We start from the raw sequence: 8,578 nt of genomic DNA on the forward strand, positions 1-8,578 counted from the left end.
TGACCGCAGGAACCGTCCCCGGTGACCAAAGGAAGCGTCCCTGGCGAGCGGGAGAACCGTCCCTGGCGAGCGGGAGAACCGTCCGCACGCCTCACGTGTCGTGATGGCGGCTAGTCGGCCAGGAAGGGGAGCAGCGTGGCGGTCAGCTCGGCGGGGGCGTCCGCGTGGACCCAGTGGCCGGCGCCCGGGATCCAGACCAGTTGGACCTGGGGGAAGAGACGGCGCATCGGCTGGTAGTGCTCGGGCCTGATGTAGAGGGAATCGGCGCCGCCGACCCAGAGCACCGGGCCGGCATAGCTGACCTCGCCGACGTTGGGCCAGGCCGCGACGTCGTCCAGATGATCGCCGAGCAGGTCGAGGTTGAGTTCCCACTGCCAGCCGTTGCGGTTCTCGGCAGTCCGGGTGCGCTTGAGGTTCTGCAGCAGAAACTGTCGCACCGCTGGATCGTCGACGTCGACGGCGAGCCGTCGCTCCGCCTCACCACGACTCGTCAGTGAATCCAGATCGAGTTCGCGCATCGCCTTCACCAGGGGCACCGAGGTGCGCAGCTGATCGGAGATGTCCGGGGCGATGTCCACCACCACCAGGCGGCGGACCAGCTCGGGGTGCCGCAGGGCCAGCAGCATGGCCACCTTGCCGCCCATGGAATGCCCGACCAGAGACACCGAGGCGGCCGTACCCATCCGCAGCCGCAGTTCGTCGGCCACCTCGTCGGCCATGCGTTCGTAGTCGAAGGTCTCCGTCCAGTGCGAACGGCCGTGGTCGGGCAGGTCGAACAGCACGCTGGCAAGCCCGTGCTCGGCCAGCGACCGCGCGATGCCGGACCAGTTCTTGCCGCGTCCGAACAACCCGTGCAGGAACACCACATCGGGACGTCCGTCGCCGACCAGTTGACTGAACAGGGCCATCAACGCCTCCGGTTCCAGCACGAGTTGTGCCAATGCCGGCGCTCGTCGACGGCACGGTCGGAGCCCACAGCCGGCACGTGCGGCCAGACCACCACGTGCGGCGTCCCGATCGCGATCAACTGCTCGCAACCAGGACAGCGATACTGCTTCACGGCCGCCTGACCGGACATCGTCTGGGTCATCCAGCGGCCGTCCGCCTTGTCGACCGCCGAGGCGAACGACGACGACAGCGGACGCGGCGGGCGCAGGTGTTTGCTGGGTCGTTTGGGCACGAGGGCAAGCGTAGTGCCCCAGGCGCTACGGTGGCCGGGTGCGTCTGCTCGTTGCCCGTTGCCAGGTCGACTACGCCGGACGCCTGACGGCGCATCTGCCGCTGGCGACCCGGCTGATCCTCTCCAAGGCGGACGGCTCGGTCTCGATCCATGCCGACGACCGCGCCTACAAGCCGCTGAACTGGATGAACCCGCCCTGCACGCTGACCGTCACCACCCCCGAGGACTCCGACTTCACCGAGGTGTGGGAGCTGCGCAACAAGGACGCCGACACGCTGGTCATCTCGATCGCCGAAGTGCTGCACGACTCGTCCCACGAGCTCGGCGTCGACCCCGGCCTGGTCAAGGACGGCGTCGAGGCCCACCTGCAGGCCCTGCTGGCGGAGCACCCCGAGACGTTCGGCCAGGGCTGGAACCTGGTGCAGCGCGAGTACCTGACCCCGATCGGCCCGGTCGACCTGCTCTTCCGCGACGCCGACGGCGGCTATGTGGCGGTCGAGGTGAAGCGACGGGGTGAGATCGACGGCGTGGAGCAGTTGACCCGCTATTTGGCGCTGATGAACGCCGACCCGCTGCTCGCCCCGGTGCGTGGTGTGTTCGCCGCCCAGTTGATCAAACCGCAGGCCAAAACCCTGGCCGGCACTCGGGGCATCGCCTGCGTCAGCGTCGACTACGACCTGCTGCGCGGGCTGGACAACGCCGAAGACCGGTTGTTCTGACCCAATCCCGACAGACGCAATCTGCGATGCCGTCGGTGGTCGCCTCAGCGGCGGTTGAGCGCCGGGATGAGCACCTCGCGGTAGAGCAGCATCGCCGCGGCCATCGACGGGATCGCCAGCAGCGCGCCGAGCAGCCCGTACAGGACGCCGCCGGCCAGCGCGGCCAGGATCACCAGCGGACCGGGCACGCTGACCGAGCGCTGGAACACCCGGGGCTGGATGAAGTAGTTGTCGAACTGCTGGTAGGTGAGCAGGAACGCCAGCGTGATGAAGCCCTGCGTCGGTGAGAAGGTGAACGCCACGATGGAGACGATCACCATCGACAGCGTCGAGCCGATCAGCGGAATGATCGCGCACAGGGCCACCACCACGGCCAGCGCCAACGCGTACTGGCCCAGCCCGACCACGTTGAGGAACAGGTAGGCGACCGTGGTCGAGCACATGATCACGATGAACAGCCCGGTCACGTAGCCACCGATCCGGCTGAACATCTCATTGGCCAGGTACCGCACCCGGGGCCGTCGGGACGCCGGCGCGAGCTCGTAGATGGCCTCCTTGAACGACGGCATCGAGGCCAGCAGGTAGACCGTCAGCACCACCGTCACCATCGTGCTCAGCACCATGCCGACGACGGCCTGCCCGGCGCCCCACAGGCCGCCGAAGAGCGTGCTCAGCAGTTCGCCCGAGGTGAGGAAGGTGCTGACCCGGTTGATGATGTCGTACTGGGTGTCCCAGGCGGCGATCTGTGGATTGGCCCGCAACTCCTGGAGCAGGGACGGAGCGTTCAGCAACAGCCGGTTGATCTGCTCGGCGGCCACCGGCAGGATCGCCCAGATCGCGAGCGACAGGATGCCGAGCCCGAACAAGGCCACCAACAGCACCGAGATGCCGCGCCGTAGCCCGCGCGACGACAGCCGGTCGACCAGCGGATTGAGTCCCAACGCCAGATAGAGCGCCAGCATGACCATCAGCACCACCGACGAGATCCGGTACAGGCCGAAAACCAGACCGCCCGCGGTGAGCGCGCCGAGGGTGACGAAGAACCCGATCGCGAACGGGCTACGGCGAGCCAGGCTGACGTCGCTGCGCGGCCCCGCCGTGACGGCATCGGCATCCAGGTCGGCCGGTGTCGGCTGGGTGGCCCGGCGGATCCGGTGCAACCATCCACGCGGGCCCGCGGGTGTCGCGGTCGGACGCGGAGCCACAGCCTCCGACGGTGTGGGCTGGGACCGTGCCGACTCCGGAGCGCCAGCTCCCTCGTCGTCCGGCTGCGCGGACATCGGCTAGCGCCGCTTGCCCCCGCCGCCGGCGGCCGCGGGCTGCACTCGCGTGGCGTCGTCGTCCGCCGCCACCGCTTTCTCGACCTTGGTGTCGTCCAATGCGGCGGCCAGCTCGATGGTGGGGGAGTCGGGGTTCCCAAGATCGGGGAACTCGGCGACGCTGCTGTTCGCCAGCGACGACAGGCTGGTGAGCTGAGCCACGATCGCCTGCTTGCGCTGCTGCAGCCGCTCGGTCTCCCGGCGCAGGTGTTCCGCACGGGCGGACGCGGCCAGTTCGGCGTCCGCGATCAGCTTCGCCGCCTTCGCCCGTGCCTCGGACAGGATCGCCCGGCCCTGCTCATTGGCTTCGACCACGATCTGGTCGGCCTCGGCGAGCGCCTTCTGCCGGCGCTGGTCCATCAGTTCGGAGTCGGCGGCGAGCTTGGCCCCGAAGTCCTCGGACTGCCGCCGAGCCCGGTCGGCCAGTTCGCTCAGTGTCGCGGTCACCTGGTCCTGCCGTTGCTGTAGCGCGGCCAACGCCTCGGAATGCTCCTTGGCGAGCGCGGCGCGCACCTCTGCGGCTTCACGCTCGGCGTCCTGGCGCAGCCGTTCGGCCTCGAGCGCGGCCTGCTCGTGCATCGCGGCCGCATTGCGCTCGGCGTCGGCGATCACCATGGCCCGATGATTCTCGGCGGCCTCGCGCAGACTGCGGGCCTGCTCCTGAGCACCGGCCAACTCGGCGCTGGTCTGGCCGGCCAGTTCGTCGCGCAGCCGATTCAGATCGTCCAGGCCGCTGACCCGGGCCTGCGCGGCGCCCTCATGCGCTTCGCGGGTGACCTGTCCGGCCTCCTTGGTGGCGTCGTCGACGATCTTCTGTGCCTCGACCTGGGCCGCCTTGACCATCTCGGCGGCCTGCGCCTCGGCGGCGCGCAGCATGTCGCCGGTGTGGGCGCCGAGCCGGGAGTAGTCGGTCTCTTCGGCCTTGGTGGAGAGCTGCCGCTGCAGCGAGCGGACCTTACGCTTGGCCGAACTCAGCTGGCGTTCGATGTCGCGGATGTAGGCATCCACGGCCTGCCGTTCGTAACCGAGCATCGAGTGGGGGAAGCTGCCGGCGGCACTGGCGGTCTCATCGAAGAGATCGAGGCCGACGGTCTCCTCTGGCTGTTGACTCACCCGAGGTCCTTTCGTAGGGGTGTACCTCACGAATGCTACTCACTGTTGCCTCGCCTGGCGCCTAGACACTCACCCCTTGGGTGGTTCCACCAATTCGAGCAGCACGCCGCCGGTGTCCTTGGGATGGCAGAAGTTGATCCGGGAGCCGTGGGTGCCGCGCTTGGCCTCCGGATAGAGCAGCCGGACGCCGCGCTCGCGCAGGGTCGCACTGACCGCGTCGAGATCGGCGACGCGATAGGCGAGCTGCTGCAGGCCGGGACCGTTGCGTCCGATGAACTTGGCGATCGTCGAACTCTCGTTGAGGGGCGCCAGCAGCTGGATCTGGGCATTCTCGGGACCCTGTTCGCCGGTGCCGATCATGGCCTCGGCGACTCCCTGCTCCTGGTTCTCCTCGCGGTGCAGGACGCGCCACCCCATCACTTCGGTGTGGAAGCGGATGGCCTCGTCAAGGTCGGGGACCGCGAGTCCGACGTGATCAATGCAGAGGAAGAGATCCGTACTCATGCAATCAGCCTGGCACACCCTTCGAGCCGCCGTCGGGGGTTCGCCAAATCGACGAACCGCCCCCGAGCGGGATGCTCGAGGGCGGTTCGTCAGAAGTAGCTGACAGGTGCTCAGCCGAGGGCGGCGTTGACGACCTCGCGGGCCTCTGCCTGGACCTGAGCGAGGTGCTCGGGACCCTTCAGAGACTCGGCGTAGATCTTGTAGACGTCCTCGGTGCCGGACGGACGGGCCGCGAACCAGGCGTGCTCGGTGGTCACCTTGAGGCCGCCGATCGCCGCGCCGTTGCCGGGCGCCTTGGTCAGCTTGTCGACGATGGGCTCGCCGGCCAGCTCGGTGGCGGTGACGTCGTCCGGCGACAGCTTGCCCAGCTTGGCCTTCTGCTCCCGGTTGGCCGGAGCATCCACCCGCGCGTAGGCACTCTTGCCGTACTTCTCTTCCATCTCGGCGTAGATCTGGGACGGCGACTTGCCGGTCACCGCACGGATCTCGGAGGCCAGCAGGCACAGCAGGATGCCGTCCTTGTCGGTCGTCCAGGTCTGGCCGTCCAGGGTCAGGAAGGACGCCCCGGCGGACTCCTCGCCGCCGAAGCCGATGTCACCGGTCATCAGGCCGGGCACGAACCACTTGAATCCGACCGGCACCTCGATCAGGGTGCGGCCGAGATCGGCGGCCACCTTGTCGATGAAGGACGAGCTGACCAGGGTCTTGCCGACTCCGGCGTCCGGCTTCCACCCGGGACGGTGGGTGTACAGGTACGAGATCGCCACGGCCAGGTAGTGGTTGGGGTTCATCAGTCCGTGGTCCGGGGTGACGATGCCGTGCCGGTCGGAGTCGGCGTCGTTGCCGGTGGAGATGTCGTACTTGTCGCGGTTCTCGATCAACGAGGCCATCGCGTAGGGGCTGGAGCAGTCCATCCGGATCTTGCCGTCCCAGTCCAGCGTCATGAACGGCCAGGCCGGATCGACGGTGGGATCGATCACCTCCAGACCGATGTCGAAGTTGTCGGCGATGTACTCCCAGTACTGCACGGACGCCCCACCCATCGGGTGCGCGCCGATCTTGAGGCCGGCGGCCCGGATGGCGTCCAGGTCGATGGCGTTCTTGAGATCCTCGCAGTAGGCGGTGCGGTAGTCGTGCCGCACGATGTCATCGGCGATCGCGTCGTAGGGGCGGTCCCGCTTGATGCCTTCGGGTGCGGCCATCAGTTCGTTGGCGCGGGCCGCGATGACCGAGGTGGCATCGGTGTCGGCCGGGCCGCCGTGCGGCGGGTTGTACTTGAAGCCGCCGTCGGTGGGCGGGTTGTGGGAAGGGGTGACCACGATGCCGTCGGCGCGGGGGCCGTCGTTGTCACGGTTGTAGACGATGATCGCCCGGGACACCGCAGGGGTCGGGGTGTACTCGTCCTCCTTCTCGGCGCGGACGTCGACACCGTTGGCGACCAGCACCTCCAGCGCGGTCTTCCACGCGGGCAGCGACAGACCGTGGGTGTCCTTGCCGATGAACAGGGGGCCGTCCACGCCCTGCGACGCGCGGTACTCGACGATGGCCTGGGTGGTGGCCGCGATGTGCAGGTCGTTGAAGGAGGTTTTCAGGCTGGAGCCGCGATGCCCCGAGGTGCCGAAGACCACCCTCTGGTCGATGTTCTCGGGATCGGGCACCAGGTCGTAGTAGGCGGCGATCATTGCGTCGACGTCGACGAGGTCTTCGGGCAGTGCGACCTGCCCGGCGCGTTCATGAACCATAGGCGCCATCATGCCAACGTGGGCCCGGCACGGCGAGTCCCCCACACCGGTTTCGTTCGTAGGACGGTCCGGCCAGCCGTCATCCCGGGCCCGGCCCGGGATCGCTGCGATGCCGAGTGGTACGGAGGGACGGTTCTTTTCGTACCGGAGGTGGAACGAGAAGAACCGTCCCCGCGTACCGGAGACCGACTGGGCTCAGAGCGCTGGGACGCCTCGCATACGGGTTGGATGGTACGGAGGGACGGTTCTTTCCGTACCAGATGGAACGAAAAGAACCGTCCCTGCGTACCGCAGTCCCGGGTAGCGCAGGCTTGTCGGAGCGGGACGAGAAGAACCGTCCCCGGTGTACCGGGGGGAGCGGGTGTCAGGGATTCGAGGTGGTGGCGCAGAGCGCGGCGAAGCGGAGGGCCAGCGGACGCCAGGCGGCTTCTAGCTCGGTGTGCGCGGCGGCGACCTCGGTGATCAGCCGTTGCGCGTCCGCCTCATCGGACGGCGGGTCGAGCGTGCACCAGGTGGCGAAGATCTCCTCGTCCACCTCGGGGTGCCATTGGACGCCCCAGGTCGTTGGTGCGAACCGGGCCGCCTGCACCTCGCCGCCGGGTGCCCGGGCCAGAACGACCGCACCACCGGGCGGCTCCACGACCACGTCGTTGTTGGAATGCACGCCGCGCACGGCGTCCGCTGCCGGACCGAACAGCGGGTCGGCGCCGGCGTCGGCGGTGAAGCCGACCGGCAACAGGCCGCGTTGCTTCCCGTTCGGGTTGCGCAGCACCCGCCCACCGAGGGCGACCGCTGCGAGTTGGTGACCGAGGCAGATGCCCAGCGTCGGCACCTGGGACGCCGCGGCGTCCGCGATCAGCTGCCGCACCGCCGGCAGCCACGGCGCCACCGCATCGTCGGTCGCGCCCATCACGCCACCGAGCACGATCAGGCCGTCGATGGCCCTCGGGTCGGGCAGTGCGGCGCCCAGATCGGCCCGGACGAACCTCAGTTCGGCGCCGGCTTCGGTGAGCCAGCCGCTGAGCCGGCCGAGCGGGCACTCGTCCTGATGCTGGATGATCGCGATGAGCGGTGCCTGAGCCACCCGCCAACTTTGACACAATGAACCCATGACCCTGCCGAAGTTCACCTCCCGTGCCATGGACCTGTCCGGGATCGCCGCCGCCGCGAAGGCCCCGCCGGTACCCCCGGGTGCCTCGTTCGTCCTCGACGTCGACGAGAGCAACTTCGAATCGGTGATGCAGCTGTCCACCCGGCATCCGCTGGTGGTCGAGCTGTACTCGCCGCGCGCCAATGCGCAGGCACTCTCCGACGACCTGATCGCGCTGGCCAACGCGGCCGCCGGTGCCTACCTGCTGGCCCGGGTCAATGTGGACGCGTCCGCGGCCATCGCGCAGGCGCTGGGCATTCAGGCCGTCCCGACAGTGATCGGTGTGATCGCCGGCCAGTTGGCGCCGCTGTTCCAGGGCACCCGCTCGAAGGCCGAGGCGGAGACGGTGATCGCCCAACTGCTGCAGGTCGCCGCCTCCAACGGGCTGGTCGGACGCGCCGAGCCCGTCGCCGGCGGCGCGGGGGAGACCGACGAGGCCGACCCCCGGTTCGCCGAGGCGGACGCCGCCCTCGAGCGGGGCGACTTCGAGGTCGCCCTCGCCGAGTACGACAAGATTCTCGCCCAGACCCCGAACGACCTCGAGGCCAAGATCGGACGTGCCCAGGTGGCGCTGCTGGCCCGCTCCGCCGGCATCGACCCGGCCTCGGTGCTGGCGCGTGCGGCGTCCGAGCCCGAGTCGGCGGACGCCCAGCTGGCCGCCGCCGACCTCGAGGTGCTCTCCGGACGCCCCGACCAGGCCTTCGACCGGCTGATCGCGCTGATCCGTGAGACTGCCGGTGCCGATCGCGACGCCGTCCGGGTGCGACTGCTGGAGTTGTTCGAGATCGTCGGCCCCGCCGACCCGGCCGTCCTGAAGGCCCGCCGGGACCTGATGAGCGCCCTGTTCTGAG

Annotated in this window: 9 protein-coding genes; 2 read left to right on the plus strand and 7 right to left on the minus strand. The window is 68.9% G+C overall.

Features of this window, described 5'->3' with window-relative positions; translation table 11 throughout:
• Positions 1-110: 110 nt before the first annotated feature.
• Both Q0066_RS17105 and Q0066_RS17110 read right to left on the minus strand, forming a co-directional pair.
• The gene (locus Q0066_RS17105; RefSeq protein WP_298135184.1) at positions 111-908 is read right to left on the minus strand and encodes an alpha/beta fold hydrolase; all 798 of its coding nucleotides are present in this window, start codon (positions 906-908) and stop codon (positions 111-113) included.
• Positions 908-1,180 carry a hypothetical protein gene (locus Q0066_RS17110; protein ID WP_298135186.1) on the minus strand — a complete coding sequence of 91 codons (273 nt, stop codon included), beginning with the start codon at positions 1,178-1,180 and terminating at the stop codon, positions 908-910. The genes Q0066_RS17105 and Q0066_RS17110 overlap by 1 nt, the downstream gene beginning before the upstream one ends.
• 38 nt (positions 1,181-1,218) lie before the next feature.
• On the opposite strand from Q0066_RS17110, the gene nucS reads away from it, so the two are divergent.
• Positions 1,219-1,899 (plus strand): endonuclease NucS, encoded by a 681-nt coding sequence (gene nucS, locus Q0066_RS17115; protein WP_298135187.1) that lies wholly within the window; start codon positions 1,219-1,221, stop codon positions 1,897-1,899.
• A gap of 44 nt (positions 1,900-1,943) precedes the next feature.
• Here nucS and Q0066_RS17120 read toward each other — a convergent pair whose 3' ends face one another.
• The 5 genes from Q0066_RS17120 to Q0066_RS17140 form a co-directional block, all read right to left on the minus strand.
• Entirely contained in the window at positions 1,944-3,104 is a 1,161-nt protein-coding gene (locus tag Q0066_RS17120; RefSeq protein WP_298135189.1) for an AI-2E family transporter, read from the minus strand.
• Between the two features lie 78 nt (positions 3,105-3,182).
• Positions 3,183-4,331 (minus strand): DivIVA domain-containing protein, encoded by a 1,149-nt coding sequence (locus tag Q0066_RS17125; protein ID WP_298135191.1) that lies wholly within the window; start codon positions 4,329-4,331, stop codon positions 3,183-3,185.
• 69 nt (positions 4,332-4,400) lie between these two features.
• The gene (mce, locus tag Q0066_RS17130; RefSeq protein WP_298135192.1) at positions 4,401-4,835 is read right to left on the minus strand and encodes a methylmalonyl-CoA epimerase; all 435 of its coding nucleotides are present in this window, start codon (positions 4,833-4,835) and stop codon (positions 4,401-4,403) included.
• Positions 4,836-4,945: 110 nt separating this feature from the next.
• Positions 4,946-6,577, minus strand: coding sequence for a phosphoglucomutase (alpha-D-glucose-1,6-bisphosphate-dependent) (gene pgm / locus Q0066_RS17135; RefSeq protein ID WP_298135194.1), 1,632 nt, complete (start codon positions 6,575-6,577; stop codon positions 4,946-4,948).
• 364 nt (positions 6,578-6,941) lie between these two features.
• Complete coding sequence (locus Q0066_RS17140) at positions 6,942-7,661, minus strand: type 1 glutamine amidotransferase (protein ID WP_298135195.1); 720 nt, start codon at positions 7,659-7,661, stop codon at positions 6,942-6,944.
• A 25-nt stretch (positions 7,662-7,686) separates the two neighbouring features.
• On the opposite strand from Q0066_RS17140, the gene Q0066_RS17145 reads away from it, so the two are divergent.
• Entirely contained in the window at positions 7,687-8,577 is an 891-nt protein-coding gene (locus tag Q0066_RS17145) for a tetratricopeptide repeat protein (protein WP_298135197.1), read from the plus strand.
• The last annotated feature ends 1 nt before the right edge of the window (position 8,578 follow it).

This window comes from Micropruina sp. (assembly GCF_027492755.1).
Taxonomy (GTDB): Bacteria; Actinomycetota; Actinomycetes; order Propionibacteriales; family Propionibacteriaceae; genus Micropruina.

Bases quoted from the DNA above. Each gene is read 5' to 3' on its own strand.
- pgm (WP_298135194.1), bottom strand. From the start codon at position 6,577: ATGGTTCATGAACGCGCCGGGCAGGTCGCACTGCCCGAAGACCTCGTC.
- Q0066_RS17145 (WP_298135197.1), top strand. From the start codon at position 7,687: ATGACCCTGCCGAAGTTCACCTCCCGTGCCATGGACCTGTCCGGGATC.
- Q0066_RS17105 (WP_298135184.1), bottom strand. From the start codon at position 908: ATGGCCCTGTTCAGTCAACTGGTCGGCGACGGACGTCCCGATGTGGTG.
- mce (WP_298135192.1), bottom strand. From the start codon at position 4,835: ATGAGTACGGATCTCTTCCTCTGCATTGATCACGTCGGACTCGCGGTC.